We start from the raw sequence: 17,326 nt of genomic DNA on the forward strand, positions 1-17,326 counted from the left end.
ACACCTCAGATTTGAGCGCTATCATAGCGCCCGATTGAAGTGTCCAAAATCATTAGGCCAGTTCAAGCCCCCTCCCACATTTTGAATGTATTCACAGATCAACGTGTGGAAGGGGGCTTGCCCTAATGCCCGTCAGTTAAGGGTGAGCACCGTACCTGTGGCGAGGGAGCTTGCTCCCGCTGAGTCGCGAAGCGGCCCCAGCTCTTTGTTTCAAAAGACTGGGACTGCTGCGCAGTCCAGCGGGAGCAAGCTCCCTCGCCACAGGTTACTGTTCGCTCTTGCTGCTTCTTAACTGACTGGCATTAGGGCTTGCCCCCGATAGCGGTCTGTCAGACAAACTGGAAAGTATCGGCATCCAGGTTCGCCGGAAACCGCGTGCGATACGCCGCCAATTCCGCCGCATCCAGGTTCACCTGGAACACCCCATCCGCCTCCCCCGCACTCAGCAAGGTCTCACCCTGGAAGTCCAACACCTGACTGTCCCCGGTGTAGGCAAACCCCTTCCCGTCCGTCCCCACCCGATTCACCGCCGCCACGTAGCACAGGTTCTCGATGGCCCGCGCCGGCAGCAGGCGGTTCCAGTGCGAGCGCCGCGCTCCGGGCCAGTTGGCGGTGTACAGCAGCAAGTCAGTGTCCTGGGCATCGCGGCTCCACACCGGGAAACGCAGGTCGTAGCAAATCAACGGCCGAATGCGCCAGCCCTTCAATTCGAACTGCACCTGGCGCTCGCCGGGGGTGTAATGGTCGTGCTCGCCGGCCATGCGGAACAGGTGGCGCTTGTCGTAATGCAGCACCTCGCCATCCGGCCGCGCCCACAGCAGGCGGTTGCGGTGGCTGCCGTCGGCGGCCTGGATTATCACACTGCCGGTGATGACCGCGTTGTACTTGGCTGCTTGGGCTTTTAACCAGCGATGGGTCGGACCGTTTTCAGGCTCGGCGAGGGCCTCGGATTCCATGGAAAAACCGGTGGTGAACATCTCTGGCAGCACGATCAGGTCAGCGCCTTTGGCTTGCTCCAGCAACAATTCGAAGTGCTCAAGGTTAGCCTGGCGGTCGTGCCAGGCCAGAGTGGTCTGGACCAGGGCGATGTTCAGGTTCGGCAACGCATTCAGATCACGCATAGTTTTTCGGCTGCTTGTTGCAGCGTTTCCTCGCGTTTGGCAAAGCACAGACGCACCAGACGCTGGCCTTGGGGTGGGTTCTGGTAGAACACCGAGACCGGGATGGTGGCCACGCCGTGTTCACGTGTCATCCACAGCGACATGGCGACGTCGTCCAAGTCCGGACGGATCTGTGAGTAATCCACCAGTTGGAAGTAGGTGCCGGTGACGCGGGTAAAGCTGAAACGCGATGGCGCCAGCAAGTCGCAGAACAGGTCGCGCTTGGCTTGGTAAAAAGCCGGCAGCTCCTCGACATGCTCCGGATGTGCGGCCATGAAGTCGGCCAACGCGTACTGCAACGGGGTGACGCCGCAAAAGTTGACGTATTGGTGCACCTTACGCAGTTCGGCTGTCAGGGCCGGTGGCGCGACGACGTAGCCGGTTTTCCAGCCGGTGACGTGGTAGGTCTTGCCGAAGGAACTGACCACGAAGGCACGCTGATAAAGCTCCTCGTGGGCCAGTACGCTGACGTGGGGCACGCCGTCGAATACCAAGTGCTCGTAAACCTCGTCGCTGACCAGGTAGATATCGCGCTCGCGGATCAATGCCGCTAACAGATCAAGCTCGGCGCGACTGATCAGCGCGCCAGTGGGGTTGTGCGGTGTGTTGAGGATGATCATGCGCGTACGCGGCGACAGCGCCGCCTGGATCTTCTCGAAGTCGAGGGCAAAGCCATCCAGGCTCAGTTGCACGTGCACGCAACGGCCACCGGCCAGCTCGACCGAGGGCTCGTAGCTGTCGTAGCACGGGTCGAACACGATGACCTCATCGCCATGACGAATCACCGCTTGAATTGCGCAGAAGATCGCCTCCGTGGCCCCAGGGGTGATGGTCACTTCACTGTCGGCATTGACCGTGGCGCCATAACTGCGGGCGATCTTGGCGGCCACCTGCTGACGCAGCACCGGCAGGCCGGTCATGGGCGCATATTGGTTGTGACCGAGGGCGATATGCTTGCCGACCGCGTCCAGCAAACCCTGAGGGCCATTGAAGTCCGGGAAGCCTTGGGACAAGTTGAGCGCACCGATTTCGGCGGCGAGTTGCGACATCGTGGTGAAAATCGTCGTGCCGACATTCGGCAGCTTGCTGGTGATCATCGGAGGCCCCTGCAGGTGAGCCCCAAGTTTTAAGCTGCCAGCCGCATCGGGTCAAGGCACAAACCTGCGGGCACAAAAAAGGGCTCATCAAGAGCCCTTTTTGCGAGGTCGGAATCAGCGCTTGTCGCGGCGCTTCTTGTCGGCCTTCTTGTGGTGAGTCATCAAACGACGCTTCTTGTTCACCTGACGGTCCGTCAGTGTGTTCTTGTTGCCTTCGTACGGGTTCTCGCCACCCTTGAACTCGATACGGATCGGCGTACCGACCAGTTTCAAGACACGGCGGTAGGTGTTTTCCAGGTAACGCACGTAGGACTTCGGCACCTTCTCGATCTGGTTACCGTGGATCACGATAATCGGCGGGTTGGCACCGCCCAAGTGGGCGTAACGCAGTTTGATCCGGCGGTTGTTGACCATCGGCGGCGCGTGCTCGCCAACGGCGTCTTCCAGGATCTGGGTGAGGCGGTTGGTCGGCCAGCGGGTAACCGCGGACTTGAACGAATTCTGCACGGACGCGTAGAGGTTGCCCACGCCGGTACCATGCAGTGCCGAGATAAAGTGAATATCGGCGAACTCGACAAAGAACAGTCGGCGCTGCAGCTCGATCTTGACGAAATCGCGCTCGCTCGGCGTCATGCCGTCCCACTTGTTGATCGCGATGACCAAGGCTCGACCGGCTTCCAGGGCAAAGCCCAGCAGGTTGAGGTCGTGGTCGACCACGCCTTCGCGGGCGTCCATCACGAAGATCACCACGTTGGCGTCTTTGATCGCCTGCAGGGTTTTGACCACCGAGAACTTTTCAACTTCCTCGTGGATCTTGCCGCGCTTGCGCACACCGGCGGTGTCAATCAGCGTGTACTTCTCGTCGTTACGCTCGAACGGGATGTAGATACTGTCGCGGGTGGTGCCGGGTTCGTCGTAGACGATGACCCGGTCTTCACCGAGCATGCGGTTGACCAGGGTCGACTTGCCGACGTTAGGGCGACCGATGATGGCGATCTTGATACCGTCTTTTTCACTCGGGCCAGGAATGCGCTTGGCTTCCTCACCTTCAGCGACGATCTCTTCTTCACCCTCTTCTTCCTCATCGTCATCCTTCGGGAAGGTGCTGAGGGCAATTTCCAGCATCTGGGTGATGCCGCGACCGTGGGCACCGGCGACCGGGATCGCGTCGCCCAGGCCCATCGGGCTGAATTCGGCACGGGCCTGCTCAGGATCGATGTTGTCGATCTTGTTGGCGACCAGATAGGAACGCTTGTTGCGCTTGCGCAGGTGCTCGCCGATCATCTGGTCGGCAGCGGTGTAGCCCGCACGGGCGTCCACCAGGAACAACACGACATCGGCTTCTTCAATGGCCAGCAGCGACTGCTCGGCCATCTTTTCATCCATGCCATGCTCGTCACCGGAGATACCACCGGTGTCGACAATAATGTAGGAGCGCCCTTGCCACTTTGCCTCACCGTATTGGCGATCACGGGTCAGACCGGACAAGTCGCCGACGATGGCGTCGCGAGTCCTGGTCAGGCGGTTGAACAAGGTGGACTTGCCGACGTTAGGTCGGCCCACCAGGGCGATTACGGGAACCATGCGGCTCTCCACTTCGTTATTTCAGAAAATACAAAAGCCGCTGCAAGGCAGCGGCTGGTGCTCGGGGCAGCATAATCAAATGCCGCATGCCCCGCCGAAGCGGGGCCGCCTGGGTGTTACCCCAAGCATAGTTCTTACTTGATGGTCAGGGCTTCCAGCTTGCCGCTGTTGCCAAACACATAAAGCATGTTACCCACCACCAGCGGACGGGCACGCAGGCCGTCGCTGTCGATACGCTCGCGACCGACGAAGCGACCGTCCACCTGGCTCAGCAGGTGCAGGTAGCCTTCGAAGTCACCTACCGCTACATAGCTGGAGAATACTTCCGGTGCCGACAGTTGACGGCGAGCTAGGGAATCGTTGCTCCACAGTGCAGTGGTGGAACGCTCGTCGACACTTTCAACGGTGCCGGACGCCAGGCTTACGTAGACGCTGCCAAAGCCTTGGGCGACACCGGCGTAGCTGGAAGCATCACGCTGCCAGTTGACGCGGCCGCTCTGCAGGTCCAGCGCCGCAACACGGCCCTGGTAAGTCGCGACGTAGAGGGTTTCACCGGACAGCAGCAAGCCGCCGTCGATGTCCACTACGCGGTCCAGCTCGGAACGACCTTGGGGAATGGCCACACGGGTTTCCCAGGCCGGCACGCCGTTCTGGGTATCCAGGGCGACCACTTTACCGGTCGACAGGCCTGCAACGGCCAGATTATTGGTCACAATCGGACCACTGGTACCGCGCAGCGTCAGTACCGCCGGGGTGCTGTCGTACAACCAACGCTGTTCGCCAGTGCTGGCGTCGAGGCCGATCACACGGTCATCCTGGGTCTGCACCACGACGATATCGCCGTTGGTGGCAGGCGGTGCGAGGACTTCACTGGTCACGCGAGCGCGCCATTTCTCTTCACCGGTACTGGAATCCAGGGCCACGACTTCGCCTTTCAGCGTGCCAAGCATGACCATGCCGTAACCCACGCCTACGGCGCCGGAGACTGGCAATTCGAGGTCTTTCTTCCACTTCACATCGCCGTTCATGCGATCCATGGAGATCACTACGCCGGTGACGTCAGCGGCCACAATGTTTTCACCGTCGATTGCCGGTACCAACATGTTGTAGGTGTCGCCTTGGCCGTCACCGATGGAGCGGCTCCACTGCTTTTGCAGGATCACTTCTTCCTTGAAGCTGGTCAGCTCGGCCGGAGGCAGTTCTTTTTTACTGTTGCTGCTGCAACCCGCGGCCAGAACGGCCAGAGCCAGCAATGCTGCATGTTTCCAACGGATCACGTCACGCATCCCCTTTGGCCAAGTCGTCCAGCTTGATTTGTAAGCCACCGACCGCCGCTTCATCAGACAGCGCCGCCTTGGCTTTTTGGTACGCAGCATTGGCTTCGTCGGTACGACCCAATTGGACCAACAGGTCGCCCTTGAGCTCTTCGCGAGTGGCTACAAATGCCTTGTCAGCATCGCCGTCGAGCAGTTTGAGTGCTTCGTCAGCCTTGTTCTGTGCCGCCAGTACCTGAGCCAGGCGCTGACGTGCGATTTCACCCAGGGTCGGGTTGGTCGGCTTGTCGGCGATGGCCTTCAGTTCAGCAGCTGCGTCATCCAGCTTACCGGTGTCGACCGCGACTTTCGCGACGAACAGGCTGCCGTATTGGGCGTAGGTGCTACCGCCGAATTCGTTCTTCAGCTTGCCGGCCAGGTCTGCGACCTGCGCAGGATCAGGCTTGCCGTCCGGCGTCAGGGTGGTTTCCAGCAATTGCTGATAGAGGATCGAGGCGCCTTGGGACTGGTTGGCCTGATACTTGGTCCAGGCTTGCCAGCCGAACACCACCACTAAAGCCAGCAGGCCGCCAGTGACCAGGGGCTTGCCGTTACGCTGCCACCAGTCCTTGAACTCGGCCAGTTGCTCATCATCAGTACTCGACACCCCAATACTCCTTAATCGCTAAATTCGGCTGTTCGACAGCTTCAACCCTGCACGACGCAGGTGGCCAAGTGCGCGGCGAGCGCATCAAAGGCAATGTTCTGTTGCTCGCCCTGGCCACGCAGGGGTTTGAAACCTATCACTTGCTGGGCCAGTTCGTCTTCGCCGAGGATCAGTGCATACAGCGCACCGCTCTTGTCGGCCTTCTTGAATTGGCTCTTGAAGCTGCCGGCGCCGGCATTGATCTGCAGGCGCAGGTTCGGCAGTTGGTCGCGGACTTTTTCGCTCAGGGCCAGGGCCGCCAGTTCGGCCGCCTCGCCAAAGGCGCACAGGTACACGTCCACCTGCCGGGAGATCTCTTCCGGGACCTGCTCCAGGGTTTCGAGCAGCAGGATCAGCCGCTCGATGCCCATGGCAAAACCTACGCCCGTGGTCGGCTTGCCGCCCATCTGCTCGACCAGGCCGTCGTAGCGGCCACCGGCACACACGGTGCCCTGGGCGCCGAGTTTGTCGGTGACCCACTCGAACACGGTCTTGCTGTAGTAGTCGAGGCCACGCACCAGTTTCGGGTTGATCACGTACGGGATACCAGCCGCATCCAGGCGAGCCTTGAGGCCCTCGAAGTGCGTACGGGATTCGTCGTCCAGGTAATCAGCCATTTTTGGCGCGTTGACCAGCACAGCCTGGGTGTCGGCGTTCTTGGTATCGAGGACGCGCAACGGGTTGGTCTTCAGACGGCGCTGGCTGTCCTCGTCCAACTTGTCCAGGTGGGCGGACAGGTACTCAACCAGGGCAACGCGGTAGCGGCCCCGGGATTCGCTGGTGCCCAGGCTGTTGAGTTCAAGCTTGACCGCGTCGCGGATGCCCAACAGGCCCCACAGGCGCCAGGTCAGCACGATCAGCTCGGCATCGATGTCCGGACCGTCGAGGTTGAACACCTCCAGGCCGATCTGGTGAAACTGGCGATAACGACCTTTCTGCGGGCGCTCGTGGCGGAACATCGGGCCGATGTACCACAGTTTCTGCGGCTGGCCGCCACCGGTGAGGCCATGCTCGAGCACGGCGCGCACGCACGCGGCAGTACCTTCCGGACGCAGGGTCAGGGAGTCGCCGTTACGGTCTTCAAAGGTGTACATCTCTTTTTCGACGATGTCGGTCACTTCACCGATGGAGCGTTTGAACAGCTCGGTGAACTCGACGATCGGCATGCGGATCTGCTTGTAACCGTAGTTATCCAGCAGGCGCGCGACCGTGCTCTCGAAGTAGCGCCACAGGGGCGTCTGCTCCGGCAGGATGTCGTTCATGCCACGAATGGCTTGCAGAGACTTGCTCACATCAAATCCTTAAATTCGTTCTTAGCCGCGCGCGATCAGCGCTGCGTCAGCCGCGACCTTCTGGGCCGCTTTCTCGCGGATCAGCCTTTCGAGCTCATCCACCAGATTGTCATTCGTCAACTTCTGCGACGGCTTGCCGTCGATGTAAATCAGGTTCGGTGTGCCGCCGGTCAGGCCTACGTGAGCCTCTTTGGCTTCGCCCGGCCCGTTGACCACGCAACCGATCACTGCAACATCCAACGGCACCAGCAGGTCTTCGAGGCGGACTTCCAGTTCGTTCATGGTTTTCACCACGTCGAAGTTCTGCCGCGAGCAGCTCGGGCAGGCAATGAAGTTGATGCCACGGGAACGCAAATGCAGGGATTTGAGAATGTCGTAACCGACCTTCACTTCCTCTACCGGGTCTGCCGCCAGGGAGATGCGGATAGTATCGCCAATCCCTTCGGCGAGCAGCATACCGAGACCCACCGCAGATTTCACTGTGCCTGAGCGTAAACCACCCGCTTCAGTGATACCCAGGTGCAACGGCTGCACGATTTCCTTGGCCAGCAGGCGGTAGGCTTCTACCGCCATGAACACATCGGAGGCCTTTACGCTGACCTTGAAGTCCTGGAAATTCAGGCGTTCAAGGTGTTCAACGTGGCGCAATGCCGATTCAACCAGCGCCGCCGGGGTAGGCTCGCCGTATTTCTTTTGCAGGTCTTTTTCCAGCGAACCGGCGTTGACGCCGATACGGATTGGAATGCCGCGATCACGGGCTGCATCCACCACGGCGCGCACACGGTCTTCGCGACCGATGTTGCCCGGGTTGATACGCAGGCAGTCCACACCCAGTTCGGCTACGCGCAGAGCGATCTTGTAGTCGAAGTGAATGTCGGCCACCAACGGCACCTTGACCAGTTGCTTGATGCGACCGAAGGCTTCGGCAGCGTCCATGTCCGGTACAGACACCCGCACGATGTCTACGCCGGCGGCTTCCAGACGGTTGATCTGGGCGACCGTAGCGGCGACGTCATTGGTGTCGCTGTTGGTCATGCTCTGTACCGCGATGGGGGCATCGCCACCCACCGGCACCGAGCCGACCCAGATCTTGCGCGATACGCGACGTTTGATTGGAGATTCGCCGTGCATGACTATTGTCCCAACTTCAGGCGAGCGGTCTCGCCGGTGGTGAACGGCGCCACGTCCACAGGCTGGCCGTTGTAGGCCACTTGCGCACCACGGGCAAAGCCCAGACGCAGCGTCAAAGGAGGCTTGCCGCCCAGGTCGAGCGTATCTCCCTTACGCTTAAGGCCACTGGCCAGCACTTTGCCGTTGCCATCGGTGACTTGCGTCCAGCAGTCAGCGACGAAGGTAATCTGCACGCGCCCATCACCGGCGATCAACGCAGGGGTGGTGGGTGGCGAAATGGCCGGCGCGCTTGGCGCGGCAGTCGCAGGCGCCTGCACGGGAGCGGCCGGTGTATGCGCTTGGGCAACCGGGGCAGCCGGTGTTTGTGCGGGTGCAGCCGGGGTCGTAGGGGCGCTGGCGGAAGCGGCTGTTTCCGGCGCTGGCTGCTCGGTAGCAAGCGGCGCTTCAGGTGCGGCCTGACCTTCGACAACCGCCTGGTCTTCCGGCTCGTCCAGCGGATGAATCTGCGTGGTGCCGTCGGCGCTTTCGACTTCGACGTGCTCCATGGCGTTACTGGTCAGGTCCTTGGTGCGCTGGGAGGCCTGGTCTTGCCACCAGACAAAGCCACCGCCAATGACCGCGATCAGCAGCAACAGGCTGACAATTCGCAAAATCGTGTGGGAAACCCGTACTGGTTCTTCAATACGACCCAGGCCATGGACATTACTGCCCTGGGAGTCGGTACCGGTGAACTGGTCGAACTCCTGGACCAGCACGGTCTGGTCAATGCCCAGCAACTTGGCGTAGGCGCGGATATAGCCGCGGGCGAAGGTATGCCCAGGCAGCTTATCGAACGCGCCGGCTTCCAGGTTGCCAAGGGACGTGGTGGTCAAATTGAGCTTGAGGGCCACTTCCGCCAGCGACCAACCATTGCTTTCGCGGGCCTGACGCAAGGTGTCGCCTGGGTTTACGCGATTAGCTGCTACAACTTCCGGGTGCGCCGCTTTCATCATTGCTCCGACAGGTATTGCTGATATTCCGGCGTACCGGGATAGAGTCGTTCGAGTTGCTGGCCAAAACGTGCGGCCGTGTCGCGTTCTTCATGAACCGTCGCCAGGCGCACACCGAGCAATAGACTACGTGCATTTTGCCCACTGAGCAGGCTAAAACGCTCGTAATAGTCACGTGCCGGCACATAATGCCTGTCTTCGTAGGACAACTCAGCCATTTCGAGCAATGCGCGAGGCTGGCGACCGTTCAAGTGCAGGGCTTTTTCCAGCTGTCGGCGGGCGCTGTCGCGCTGGCCGAGGCGCATCGAGGTCACCCCAAGGTTCTCGAACACCCGAGAGCGCTCAGGATAGAGGGTATCGGCGCTGGCTTGCTGGAAATAAAGGGCGGCCTGGTCATACCGTTTTTGCTCGAACAGGAAGCTGCCGTAATTGTTCAGCAGCCGCGGGTCGGCAGGACGGGAGGCCAGGGCCTTGTGAAAATACTGTTCGGCCAGCTCAGGCTCGGCCTGGGCCTGGAACACCAGGGCCAATGCGGCATTGGCGTCGGCATCGTTGCTGTCCAGCTCAAGGGCCTTTTTCAGCGGTACCTTGGCCTGCTCGCTCATGCCTTGCCGAAGGTAACCCAAGCCCAGTTGCACATAGGCAACTCGCGCCTCATCACGGCCTTTACCGGTTTGCAAAGGGCTGTCATGACCCGATGAAACACAACCGGCCGCAAGGCCGGTAACAAGCAACAGCAGCGCAAGGCGCAAGGGCATAGAGATCCTCTCTCAGATTCGATTCACAGCAATTTGCGGCAGATCGTCGGCGGCGTTCAATTCACGCACGGCGATATAACGCTCGCTGCGGCGGGTGCGGTCCATCACCTGCCCTACCAATTGGCCACAGGCCGCGTCGATGTCTTCACCACGGGTGGTGCGTACGGTGACGTTGTAGCCGGCCTGGTGCAGTTGATCCTGGAAACGGCGGATAGCGTTGTTGCTCGGCCGCTCGTAGCCAGAATGTGGAAACGGGTTAAACGGAATCAGGTTGATCTTGCACGGGGTGTTCTTGAGCAACTCGATCATCTCGACCGCGTGTTCGACCTTGTCGTTGATGTCCTTGAGCATGGTGTACTCAATGGTCAGCACGCGTTTCTCACCCAAGGTCGCCATATAACGCTGGCAAGATTCGAGCAGCATCTTAAGCGGATACTTCTTGTTAATCGGCACCAATTGGTTACGCAATGCGTCATTGGGTGCGTGCAGCGACAACGCCAGGGAGACGTCGATGTGCTTGGCCAGCTCATCGATCATCGGTACCACGCCGGAGGTCGACAGGGTCACACGGCGCTTGGAGATGCCGTAGCCCAGGTCGTCCATCATCAGGTGCATGGCCGCAATCACGTTGTCGAAGTTCAGCAGCGGCTCACCCATGCCCATCATCACCACGTTGGTGATGGCACGGTCGACGGTCGCCGGGACGCTGCCAAAGGATTTGTTGGCAATCCACACTTGGCCGATGACTTCGGCGGCGGTGAGGTTGCTATTGAAGCCTTGCTTGCCGGTGGAGCAGAAACTGCAGTCCAGGGCACAGCCTGCCTGGGACGAAACGCACAAAGTACCGCGCTTGCCCTGAGGAATGTAGACGGTCTCGACGCAGCTGCCGGACGCCACGCGCACCACCCACTTACGGGTGCCATCGCTGGAGATGTCCTCGCTGACCACTTCAGGACCACGGACCTCAGCAATGGCCTTGAGCTTGTCGCGCAGGGCCTTGCTGACGTTCGTCATGGCGTCGAAATCGTCGACGCCAAAGTGGTGAATCCACTTCATTACCTGACCGGCACGGAAACGCTTCTCCCCGATTGAGTCGAAGAATTTCTCCATTTCCGGCTGGGTCAGACCCAGCAGGTTGGTTTTAACAGTCGATGTAGTCATGGATTCACCCTCACTCTTTAAGCCGATGCTTAGCGAGCGGTTACTTCAGTAGCGGCGAAGAAGTACGAGATTTCGCGAGCAGCAGCAGCTTCGGAGTCCGAACCGTGTACAGCGTTGGCGTCGATGGACTCAGCGAAGTCAGCACGGATGGTGCCGGCAGCGGCTTCTTTAGGGTTGGTAGCGCCCATCAGTTCGCGGTTCAAAGCGATAGCGTTTTCGCCTTCCAGAACCTGAACAACAACAGGACCGGAGATCATGAAGGCAACCAGGTCGCCGAAGAAGCCACGAGCGCTGTGCTCAGCGTAGAAGCCTTCAGCTTCAGCCTTGGACAGTTGCTTGAGTTTCGAAGCTACAACCTTCAGGCCGGCTTTTTCGAAACGAGTGGTGATCTCGCCGATGACGTTTTTTGCAACAGCGTCAGGCTTGATGATGGAGAAAGTACGTTGAACAGCCATGGTGTAACTCCAGAAACGGTAATTTACGAAAAATTAAACCCGCGAATTATACGCGGGTTATTGGGTATTGCCTAACTGCGTAAGGGAGGCGTCAGTCCTGCTCTTCTTTCCAGGCAGTCTGGATGGCCTCCAGGACCTTTTCACCGCCACGATCCCGCTCATCTTCAAACCCTGGCAACGCCATGACCATGTCACGCAAAGCTACAAAGTTCAGGGAATAAGGATCCAGACCCGGGTTGCCGTCGGCCAACAGGATAGCGATCTCTTGCACATCAACCCATTTAAGACTCATGACACTTCCTTGAATCAATGCGGCGCTTCGGCTGCATGGTTGAGGGAATATTTCGGGATTTCGACGGTGATGTCTTCAGTGCCGACCTTTGCCTGACAGCTTAGACGCGAAGTTGCTTCCAAGCCCCACGCACGGTCAAGAAAGTCCTCTTCCAGCTCATCGGCCTCTTCGAGGCTGTTGAAGCCCTCGCGAATAACGCAATGACAGGTGGTGCAGGCGCACACACCGCCGCAGGCGCTTTCGATTTCGATGTGGTTGTCATGGGCAACTTCGAGGATGGACTTGCCGGTCTCAGCCTCCACGACCATACCGTCCGGGCAATGCTCGGCGTGTGGCAGAAAAATGACCTGCGGCATTAATTATTCCTCGAGTTCATTCAGGTTGCGTCCCGCCAGGGCGGCTTTTACCGACTGGTCCATACGGCGGGCGGCAAAGGCATCGGTCACTTGCGACAGACGCTTGGTCTGTTGCTCGATGGCGTAGCCATCGGTGCCTTTTATCAGTTCGGCCAGTTCCTGCATCTGCAGGTCGATAACCATGCGCTCTTCGGCGTCCAGCAGGCGCTCGCCATCAGCATCCAGGGCACCCTGCACGGCTTCGAGCAGGCGCTGGGCGTCGACTTGCTGCTCACGCAGTACGCGAGCGACCTTGTCGTCACCGGCGTATTGGAACGAATCCTTGAGCATCTTGGCGATTTCGCCGTCGGTGAGGCCGTAGGACGGCTTGACCTGGATGCTGGCTTCAACGCCCGAGGCCAATTCGCGCGCAGCGACACTGAGCAGGCCATCGGCGTCGACCTGGTAGGTCACGCGGATCTTCGCCGCACCGGCCACCATCGCCGGAATGCCGCGCAATTCAAAGCGCGCCAGGGAGCGGCAGTCACTGATCAGCTCGCGCTCGCCTTGCAGCACATGAATCATCATGGCCGTCTGGCCATCTTTGTACGTGGTGAAATCCTGGGCGCGGGCGACGGGGATGGTGGTGTTGCGTGGAATCACCTTCTCCATCAAGCCACCCATGGTTTCCAGCCCCAGAGACAGCGGAATCACGTCGAGCAACAGCAGTTCGCCACCATCACGTTTGTTACCGGCCAAGGTATCGGCCTGGATGGCGGCACCAATGGCGACCACTTGATCCGGGTCGATTTCAGTCAGCGGCTGGCGACCAAAGGCCTCAGCCACGGCATCACGAACGCGTGGAACGCGGGTGGAACCGCCGACCATGACCACGGCACCGACGTCTTCCAGCTCAACACCGGAATCACGCACGGCACGGCGGCAAGCTTTCAGGCTGCGAGCGACCATCGGTTCGATCAATGCATCGAAGGCTTCGCGAGTCAGCTGGGCCGACCAGGTGCCATAGGACACTTCAACAGTTGCAGCATCCGTCAGCGCTTCTTTGGCGGCACAGGCGGTTTGCAGCAGATTACGCTGCGCGCCTGGGTCCAGGTCGGCCGACAAGCCGGCACTGCTGATGATCCAGCCCGCGATGGCGTGATCGAAGTCATCGCCACCCAAGGCGCTGTCACCACCGGTGGCCAGCACTTCAAAGACACCGCCGGTCAGGCGCAGGATCGAAATATCAAAGGTACCGCCGCCCAGATCGTAAATCGCGACCAGGCCTTCGGCGTGCTGGTCCAGGCCATAAGCCACCGCAGCAGCGGTCGGCTCGTTGAGCAGGCGCAACACGTTCAGGCCGGCGAGTTTCGCCGCGTCCTTGGTCGCCTGGCGCTGGGCGTCATCGAAATACGCCGGAACGGTGATCACCGCCCCCACCAATTCGCCGCCCAGGGTGGTTTCTGCACGCTGGCGCAGCACCTTGAGGATATCGGCCGACACTTCCACCGGGCTTTTCGGGCCCTGGACGGTGTCGATAAACGGCATATGGGATTCACCGCCGACAAAGCGGTACGGCAGCTGGTCGCCCAGTTGCTTGACGTCGGACAGACCACGACCCATCAAGCGCTTGACCGACAGCACGGTGTTCAAAGGATCGGCAGAGGCCGCCAACTTGGCCGACTCGCCCACTTCGGTGCGATCAGCGTGATAACGCACGGCAGACGGCAGAATCACTTGGCCATCAGCGTCGGGCAGCGGCTCGGACAGGCCGCTGCGCAAGGCAGCAACCAGGGAATTGGTGGTGCCCAGGTCAATCCCCACCGCCAGGCGACGCTGGTGCGGTTGAGGGCTTTGGCCGGGTTCGGCGATTTGCAGTAATGCCATGGTAATCAGGTCTTATCTGTCTATCAGGCGTGCATCACGGGCAGCACACTGGGTTAATCGTCGAGGCGCTCTTCTAGCTGGCGCACTTCGTAGGTGAGCTTGTCGAGGAACTGCATGCGCCGCATCAGGCGTTCGGCCTGTTCGCGTTGCGCTGCATCATTCCAACAAGCTGCGAAGCTTTCGTTGAGCTCATCCTGGGCCGTTTTCAGACGACGCTTGAAGACTGCGACACCCGCCACATCGGCTTCGTCCTGCAAGTCTTCGAGTTCTTCGCGCCACTGCATCTGCTGCATCAGGAAGTCCGGGTCGTGCACCGTGACTTCAATCGGCACCTCGCCACCATTCATTGCGAGCAGATAGCGCGCACGTTTGGGCGGGTTTTTCAGCGTCTGATAGGCCTCATTGAGGCTGGCCGATTTCTCCAGCGCCAGGCGTTGCTCACGCTCGGAAGCGTCAGCGAAGCGGTCCGGATGCACCCCACGCGCCAGTTCTCGGTAGCGCGTGGCAAGCTGCTCGAGGTCCAGCCGAAAGCTCGGCTGCAGCTCGAATAAAGCGAAATGACAAGGAGTACCCACGTATAGCCTCAGATGTTGAAGCTTTCGCCGCAGCCACATTCACCGCGTACGTTGGGGTTGTTGAACTTGAAGCCTTCGTTCAACCCTTCCTTGACGAAATCGAGTTCGGTGCCGTCCAGGTAGGTCAGGCTTTTAGGGTCGATGATCACTTTCTCGCCGTGACTTTCGAACACCTGGTCCTCTTCAACCACCTCGTCGACAAACTCCAGCACGTAGGCAAGGCCGGAACAGCCCGTGGTGCGAACACCCAGACGAATCCCCTCACCTTTACCGCGCCCATTCAGGGAGCGGCGAATGTGCTGCGCAGCCGCTTCTGTCATGCTGATAGCCATCGTTGACTCCTTACTCGTCGCCAAATGCTTAGATCAAGCCTTTCTTCTGCTTGTAGTCGCGAACGGCCGCCTTGATGGCGTCTTCAGCGAGTACGGAGCAGTGGATTTTCACTGGCGGCAGGGCCAGTTCTTCGGCCAGCTGGGTGTTGCTGATAGTGACAGCCTCATCCAGGGTCTTGCCTTTCATCCATTCAGTCGCCAGGGAGCTGGAGGCGATGGCCGAACCGCAGCCGTAGGTCTTGAACTTGGCGTCTTCGATAACGCCAGCGTCGTTGACTTTGATCTGCAGGCGCATCACATCGCCGCACGCCGGAGCGCCGACCATGCCGGTGCCGACATCAGGGTCTTCCGCGTTCATCTTGCCGACGTTGCGCGGGTTTTCGTAGTGGTCGATGACCTTTTCGCTGTAAGCCATGGTACTGAATCCTCACTCATCAGGGCCGCTCTGGAACCCTGTAGAAACGCCTGCGTTTTCCGCCACGTTGCTACAGAGCTGGGGTGGCGGCTTCTATAGTTAGTGTGCCGCCCACTCGATCTTGGAAATGTCGACACCGTCTTTGTACATGTCCCACAGCGGCGACAGTACACGCAGCTTGTTGACGGCTTCGCAGACTTTCTGCGCGGCGTAGTCGACTTGTTCTTCGGTGGTGAAGCGGCCGAACGTAAAGCGGATCGAGCTGTGTGCCAGTTCGTCGTTGCGGCCCAGGGCACGCAGTACATACGAAGGCTCAAGGGACGCCGAGGTGCAGGCCGAACCGGACGAAACCGCCAGGTCCTTGAGCGCCATGATCAGCGACTCGCCTTCGACGTAGTTGAAGCTCAAATTCAGGTTGTGCGGTACGCGGGCAGTCATGCTGCCGTTGATGTACAGCTCTTCAAGGTTTTCGACCTGCTTGTAGAAGCGGTCGCTCAGGGCCTTGATGCGCACGTTTTCAGCAGCCATGTCTTCTTTGGCTACGCGGAAGGCTTCGCCCATGCCGACGATCTGGTGGGTCGCCAGGGTGCCCGAACGCATGCCGCGCTCGTGACCGCCGCCGTGCATGGTGGCTTCGATGCGCACGCGTGGCTTGCGGCTCACGTACAGGGCGCCGATGCCTTTAGGACCGTAGGTCTTGTGGGCGGAGAACGACATCAGGTCGACTTTCAGTTTCGACAGGTCGATGTCGACCTTGCCGGTGGACTGAGCAGCGTCGACGTGCAGCAGAATGCCCTTGGAACGGGTCAGTTCGCCGATGGCTGCGATGTCGTTTATGGTGCCGATTTCGTTGTTCACGTGGATCACGGACACTAGGATGGTGTCTTCACGCAGCGCGGCTTCGATCATGGCCGGAGTGACGATACCGTCGGTGGTCGGCTCGAGGTAGGTGACCTCGAAACCTTCACGCTCCAGTTGGCGCATGGTGTCGAGGACAGCCTTGTGCTCAATCTTGGTGGTGATCAGGTGCTTGCCTTTGGTCGCGTAGAAATGCGCCGCGCCCTTGATAGCCAGGTTGTCGGACTCGGTGGCACCGGAGGTCCAGACGATTTCACGCGGATCGGCGTTGACCAGGTCAGCGACCTGGCGACGAGCGTTCTCGACCGCTTCCTCGGCTTTCCAGCCGAATACGTGGGAACGGGAGGCTGGGTTGCCGAAGTTTCCGTCAACCAGCAGGCATTCGCTCATCTTTTGCGCGACACGCGGATCAACCGGGGTGGTCGCTGAGTAATCAAGGTAAATCGGCAATTTCATGGACTTTCTCCTAAATCAGGCTGGCTGGCGTGCCGTTAGCTCTTCGGCTGTCACTCGACGGCGGACGCTTCGATCTTGTCCAGACGCGGCGCCTTAGTGTTGCAACGGCGCTGGTCCTGACGCTGGGCTACTTCTTGCACCTCACGGCGAGTCACAAGATCAGCCAAGCTGATACCACTCAAAAACTCATGGATCTGCAGGCTCAGGTCACACCACAAATGGTGCGTCAGGCAGGTGTCGCCGGCGTGGCAGTCACCCAGGCCCTGGCATTTGGTCGCGTCGACGGATTCGTTGACTGCGTCGATCACCTGGGCTACCTGGATGCCCTGCATGTCGCGGGACAGTTGATAGCCGCCGCCTGGCCCACGAACGCTGGAAACCAGGTTGCTGCGGCGCAACTTGGCGAACAGCTGCTCAAGGTAGGACAGGGAAATGCCTTGGCGCTCGGAGATATCGGCCAGGGACACCGGCCCAGTTTGCGCGTGCAAAGCCAGGTCAAGCATGGCGGTCACCGCGTATCGGCCTTTTGTAGTCAGTCTCATGGACAAGTACCAAGGTGTTTCAGAATGGGAGCGAGTATGCGATTCCCG

General features: G+C 59.8%; 19 protein-coding genes. All 19 read right to left on the reverse strand.

Annotated elements, in window-relative coordinates; translation table 11 throughout:
• Positions 1-329: 329 nt before the first annotated feature.
• Positions 330-1,121, reverse strand: coding sequence for an amidohydrolase (locus AO064_RS14385; protein WP_064053758.1), 792 nt, complete (start codon positions 1,119-1,121; stop codon positions 330-332).
• The gene (locus AO064_RS14390; RefSeq protein ID WP_064053759.1) at positions 1,109-2,257 is read right to left on the reverse strand and encodes a pyridoxal phosphate-dependent aminotransferase; all 1,149 of its coding nucleotides are present in this window, start codon (positions 2,255-2,257) and stop codon (positions 1,109-1,111) included. Before AO064_RS14390 ends, AO064_RS14385 begins: the two co-directional genes overlap by 13 nt.
• Positions 2,258-2,371: 114 nt before the next feature.
• Positions 2,372-3,841 (reverse strand): ribosome biogenesis GTPase Der, encoded by a 1,470-nt coding sequence (der, locus tag AO064_RS14395; protein ID WP_043205850.1) that lies wholly within the window; start codon positions 3,839-3,841, stop codon positions 2,372-2,374.
• Positions 3,842-3,975: 134 nt separating this feature from the next.
• Positions 3,976-5,127, reverse strand: a complete 1,152-nt coding sequence (gene bamB, locus AO064_RS14400) for an outer membrane protein assembly factor BamB (protein ID WP_064053760.1) — start codon at positions 5,125-5,127, stop codon at positions 3,976-3,978.
• Complete coding sequence (locus tag AO064_RS14405) at positions 5,120-5,761, reverse strand: YfgM family protein (RefSeq protein ID WP_015885737.1); 642 nt, start codon at positions 5,759-5,761, stop codon at positions 5,120-5,122. The genes bamB and AO064_RS14405 overlap by 8 nt, the downstream gene beginning before the upstream one ends.
• 41 nt (positions 5,762-5,802) lie before the next feature.
• Positions 5,803-7,092 (reverse strand): histidine--tRNA ligase, encoded by a 1,290-nt coding sequence (hisS, locus tag AO064_RS14410; protein WP_064053761.1) that lies wholly within the window; start codon positions 7,090-7,092, stop codon positions 5,803-5,805.
• Between the two features lie 21 nt (positions 7,093-7,113).
• Positions 7,114-8,223 (reverse strand): flavodoxin-dependent (E)-4-hydroxy-3-methylbut-2-enyl-diphosphate synthase, encoded by a 1,110-nt coding sequence (gene ispG / locus AO064_RS14415; RefSeq protein WP_015885739.1) that lies wholly within the window; start codon positions 8,221-8,223, stop codon positions 7,114-7,116.
• A 2-nt stretch (positions 8,224-8,225) separates the two neighbouring features.
• Positions 8,226-9,212 (reverse strand): RodZ domain-containing protein, encoded by a 987-nt coding sequence (locus AO064_RS14420; protein ID WP_064053762.1) that lies wholly within the window; start codon positions 9,210-9,212, stop codon positions 8,226-8,228.
• Positions 9,212-9,970, reverse strand: coding sequence for a type IV pilus biogenesis/stability protein PilW (pilW, locus tag AO064_RS14425; protein WP_064053763.1), 759 nt, complete (start codon positions 9,968-9,970; stop codon positions 9,212-9,214). Before pilW ends, AO064_RS14420 begins: the two co-directional genes overlap by 1 nt.
• Before the next feature lie 12 nt (positions 9,971-9,982).
• Complete coding sequence (gene rlmN, locus AO064_RS14430; protein ID WP_003238464.1) at positions 9,983-11,131, reverse strand: dual-specificity RNA methyltransferase RlmN; 1,149 nt, start codon at positions 11,129-11,131, stop codon at positions 9,983-9,985.
• 29 nt (positions 11,132-11,160) lie between these two features.
• Entirely contained in the window at positions 11,161-11,586 is a 426-nt protein-coding gene (ndk, locus tag AO064_RS14435) for a nucleoside-diphosphate kinase (protein ID WP_003175956.1), read from the reverse strand.
• A gap of 91 nt (positions 11,587-11,677) precedes the next feature.
• On the reverse strand, positions 11,678-11,878 hold the full coding sequence (iscX, locus tag AO064_RS14440; RefSeq protein WP_043205852.1) for a Fe-S cluster assembly protein IscX: 201 nt from the start codon (positions 11,876-11,878) through the stop codon (positions 11,678-11,680).
• 14 nt (positions 11,879-11,892) lie between these two features.
• Complete coding sequence (gene fdx / locus AO064_RS14445; protein WP_015885743.1) at positions 11,893-12,234, reverse strand: ISC system 2Fe-2S type ferredoxin; 342 nt, start codon at positions 12,232-12,234, stop codon at positions 11,893-11,895.
• Positions 12,235-12,237: 3 nt separating this feature from the next.
• A complete protein-coding gene (gene hscA / locus AO064_RS14450) occupies positions 12,238-14,100 on the reverse strand; it encodes a Fe-S protein assembly chaperone HscA (protein ID WP_046035233.1) in 1,863 nt (620 codons plus the stop codon).
• Between the two features lie 53 nt (positions 14,101-14,153).
• On the reverse strand, positions 14,154-14,675 hold the full coding sequence (gene hscB, locus AO064_RS14455) for a co-chaperone HscB (protein WP_046035232.1): 522 nt from the start codon (positions 14,673-14,675) through the stop codon (positions 14,154-14,156).
• 8 nt (positions 14,676-14,683) lie between these two features.
• The gene (gene iscA / locus AO064_RS14460) at positions 14,684-15,007 is read right to left on the reverse strand and encodes an iron-sulfur cluster assembly protein IscA (protein ID WP_003209680.1); all 324 of its coding nucleotides are present in this window, start codon (positions 15,005-15,007) and stop codon (positions 14,684-14,686) included.
• A gap of 28 nt (positions 15,008-15,035) precedes the next feature.
• Positions 15,036-15,422 carry a Fe-S cluster assembly scaffold IscU gene (iscU, locus tag AO064_RS14465; RefSeq protein ID WP_003175965.1) on the reverse strand — a complete coding sequence of 129 codons (387 nt, stop codon included), beginning with the start codon at positions 15,420-15,422 and terminating at the stop codon, positions 15,036-15,038.
• A 99-nt stretch (positions 15,423-15,521) separates the two neighbouring features.
• Complete coding sequence (locus AO064_RS14470) at positions 15,522-16,736, reverse strand: IscS subfamily cysteine desulfurase (RefSeq protein WP_010207898.1); 1,215 nt, start codon at positions 16,734-16,736, stop codon at positions 15,522-15,524.
• A gap of 50 nt (positions 16,737-16,786) precedes the next feature.
• The gene (iscR, locus tag AO064_RS14475; RefSeq protein WP_003194020.1) at positions 16,787-17,278 is read right to left on the reverse strand and encodes a Fe-S cluster assembly transcriptional regulator IscR; all 492 of its coding nucleotides are present in this window, start codon (positions 17,276-17,278) and stop codon (positions 16,787-16,789) included.
• Positions 17,279-17,326 lie beyond the last annotated feature (48 nt).

Origin of the sequence: Pseudomonas marginalis (genome assembly GCF_001645105.1) — a bacterium.
In the GTDB taxonomy this organism is placed as follows: Bacteria; Pseudomonadota; Gammaproteobacteria; order Pseudomonadales; family Pseudomonadaceae; genus Aquipseudomonas; species Aquipseudomonas petroselini.

What these genes read in the sequence shown, in the direction of transcription:
- iscR (WP_003194020.1), bottom strand. Translation starts at nt 17,278, where the DNA reads ATGAGACTGACTACAAAAGGCCGATACGCGGTGACCGCCATGCTTGAC.
- bamB (WP_064053760.1), bottom strand. Translation starts at nt 5,127, where the DNA reads ATGCGTGACGTGATCCGTTGGAAACATGCAGCATTGCTGGCTCTGGCC.
- AO064_RS14385 (WP_064053758.1), bottom strand. Translation starts at nt 1,121, where the DNA reads ATGCGTGATCTGAATGCGTTGCCGAACCTGAACATCGCCCTGGTCCAG.
- AO064_RS14420 (WP_064053762.1), bottom strand. Translation starts at nt 9,212, where the DNA reads ATGAAAGCGGCGCACCCGGAAGTTGTAGCAGCTAATCGCGTAAACCCA.
- rlmN (WP_003238464.1), bottom strand. Translation starts at nt 11,131, where the DNA reads ATGACTACATCGACTGTTAAAACCAACCTGCTGGGTCTGACCCAGCCG.
- der (WP_043205850.1), bottom strand. Translation starts at nt 3,841, where the DNA reads ATGGTTCCCGTAATCGCCCTGGTGGGCCGACCTAACGTCGGCAAGTCC.
- ispG (WP_015885739.1), bottom strand. Translation starts at nt 8,223, where the DNA reads ATGCACGGCGAATCTCCAATCAAACGTCGCGTATCGCGCAAGATCTGG.
- iscU (WP_003175965.1), bottom strand. Translation starts at nt 15,422, where the DNA reads ATGGCTTACAGCGAAAAGGTCATCGACCACTACGAAAACCCGCGCAAC.
- pilW (WP_064053763.1), bottom strand. Translation starts at nt 9,970, where the DNA reads ATGCCCTTGCGCCTTGCGCTGCTGTTGCTTGTTACCGGCCTTGCGGCC.
- iscA (WP_003209680.1), bottom strand. Translation starts at nt 15,007, where the DNA reads ATGGCTATCAGCATGACAGAAGCGGCTGCGCAGCACATTCGCCGCTCC.
- hscA (WP_046035233.1), bottom strand. Translation starts at nt 14,100, where the DNA reads ATGGCATTACTGCAAATCGCCGAACCCGGCCAAAGCCCTCAACCGCAC.
- AO064_RS14470 (WP_010207898.1), bottom strand. Translation starts at nt 16,736, where the DNA reads ATGAAATTGCCGATTTACCTTGATTACTCAGCGACCACCCCGGTTGAT.
- iscX (WP_043205852.1), bottom strand. Translation starts at nt 11,878, where the DNA reads ATGAGTCTTAAATGGGTTGATGTGCAAGAGATCGCTATCCTGTTGGCC.
- fdx (WP_015885743.1), bottom strand. Translation starts at nt 12,234, where the DNA reads ATGCCGCAGGTCATTTTTCTGCCACACGCCGAGCATTGCCCGGACGGT.
- AO064_RS14390 (WP_064053759.1), bottom strand. Translation starts at nt 2,257, where the DNA reads ATGATCACCAGCAAGCTGCCGAATGTCGGCACGACGATTTTCACCACG.
- ndk (WP_003175956.1), bottom strand. Translation starts at nt 11,586, where the DNA reads ATGGCTGTTCAACGTACTTTCTCCATCATCAAGCCTGACGCTGTTGCA.